General features: G+C 44.7%; 2 protein-coding genes. Both read right to left on the bottom strand.

Annotation, left to right across the window (positions count from 1 at the left end; genetic code table 11):
- Nucleotides 1–122 precede the first annotated feature (122 nt).
- Complete coding sequence (locus IQ246_RS29455; RefSeq protein ID WP_194006814.1) at nucleotides 123–821, bottom strand: hypothetical protein; 699 nt, start codon at nucleotides 819–821, stop codon at nucleotides 123–125.
- A gap of 14 nt (nucleotides 822–835) precedes the next feature.
- Complete coding sequence (locus IQ246_RS29460; RefSeq protein WP_208492361.1) at nucleotides 836–2,071, bottom strand: hypothetical protein; 1,236 nt, start codon at nucleotides 2,069–2,071, stop codon at nucleotides 836–838.
- Between the last annotated feature and the right edge of the window lie 111 nt (nucleotides 2,072–2,182).

Raw genomic sequence — 2,182 nt, forward strand, 5'->3', positions numbered from 1 at the left:
GGGTGGGCAACCCCAAAGTAACGCCAGTCGAGATGTTTCCTCTACTTCTATTGGTCGCAAGACCTGTAAAAGCAAGGAACGTCAGTGACGCTGGAATCCCCCGCCTTTAGGCGTGGGGAGTGTCAACGAGCCGGGTTCTGCATACCACACTCGGTACAGAAAACGTTTGCGGCTGCGACAACAAAAGGCTCAACAGAAGGAATATTTGGTATTGGAGGCTCCTCAGATGGCTCATCTGGCGGCTTTTCAGGAGTAATTACATGAATAACTGTAGCTTTGCTTTTGTTATCTGATTGCATCTCAGAAGTGATTAAATCCTGAATAATTGTGGCTTCGCGTTTGTAATCTGGGCTATCGCTACCGCCAACTTTTTCTAGTTCTGCTTCTCGCTGCTTCAAATAATTCATCAGCTGGTCGTACAAAGCTGGCTTGTCTTGGGCTTGTTGGTCAGCATCGGCTAGTTTTGCCGACACTTGACGCTGAATTGCTTCTTTGTCAGGGCGACACGCCAGCACCTCTAATACTTGCACAGCTTCTTCCCAACTAGAGGCAATTTCTACATTTTCTGCGCCGATTACAGTTTCGCGGGTGTAGCGAATCACTTTTTCTTTGGTGCTGCGATTTTCTTCTAGCCGCAAAATACCTAATGCTCTGGCTTGCACAACTAGTTTAAAAACTCCAGGATTTTCGGGAAACACATCCCAGAAAGGAGGTTCTTTTTGAATGTGAACGGGAACTGGGAGGTCTTTGCTTTCACCTCTGAGTTGCGCTCGTTTTGCTTCAATGGATTGTCCTTTCCAGTCTTGATAAGATTGCCGCAACTCTGTAATACCATTTATACAGCGCAGTGAAAACCGCCCTGTTCCTGGACAAACACAATCCGATGCTGTTCTTGTTGTCCCAGAGGGGTGATAGAATCGGCGCTTCCCACTCTTTCTTGTAAATAAGGGATCAGTTTAATAGCAGTTGGATCGGTGCTGTTGCGACCCCCCACTATAGCAACTTTGGTATTTAAGGCGGGAGTAAACCCGGCATCTGCACTTGAGAGAACTGCATGGGATAGTAAGATCAGCGGTTGGGATTTTTGATAAGCGATGCGGATGTTGCTGCGAATTGCCTCTGAATCATTTTGCAAGCTTTTGAAAAGGCGATCGCACGCTGTTAAATCTTGCTTTAATCGGCTCTCTTGAGGAGATTTTTTGACTACTAACTGGGTTTTGGCAGCAACTATTTCTTGAAAGTCCTGATAATTTACCTCTTGTAGTTGGGTGATATCGAATAACTGCATTACTTCTTTGGCGGTGCGAGTCTGTTTCCACAAAGGACTGGCATCTTGCAAAACATCTTCCGACATGGTGGTACAAATCTGGTTCAGCCCTATTTCATAGCGGCTTTTGCTACCTTGAGTGGCTCCCGCTAACTGCTCAATCATGTCCTGATAAAGTAAGTTGAGTTCTTCACGGTTATAGAGCTTAAACCCGTTAATTTTCAAAGCATCAGCACTATCTGCATCTTTGTCTGCTTTTTGTTTGAAGTCATCGCGTAGTTGTCGCAGCTTTTGATTAAACCGCGCTAATCGCTGCTCCATGCGATCTAGATGCTCTAAAATTCGCTCAATCACCTGTAGAGATAAACTGCGGCTTTTGCGTTGAATAATCGCAATAAAGCTGCTCTCTAAACCCGTGAGAGCTTCCTCACAATACTTTTCCATTTGGGCTTGTTTAGTTAGACCAAACAAATTTTTGAATTGGTTAATATCTTGCAGTGCAGCTTCATACTGTTGTTGCCGATTAATTTCGTTAGGTTGCCAAACTTTTTCTGACTCACGGCGGAACTTTTCTAAAGCATTGGCAAATAGCTGACGGACATTGGTAATGAAAGCATCAGCAAATTTGGGGCCCAGATTGCGATCGCGAATAATCTGATAAAACTCTGCCTCAATCGCTTGTCTGCCTTGTTGGATAATGCGATCGCGGTTATCATACATTTTTTGGAGAAAGTCACCATGTGTTCGTTCATCGGGGTTTAATTCTCGCAAGTGATTAGCGCGATATTCATGGGAGCATCTCACTTTTTGAAGTGGCTCAAACTGACAATAATCCATTGAGGTAAGCAGAGCGATGAGCCAGGACTTGAGGAACATTTTCTCGTTTCCATTGTGCCCCAGAAATCTTTGTTCGAC

Source organism: aff. Roholtiella sp. LEGE 12411 (genome assembly GCF_015206995.1).
Taxonomy (GTDB): domain Bacteria; phylum Cyanobacteriota; class Cyanobacteriia; order Cyanobacteriales; family Nostocaceae; genus Komarekiella.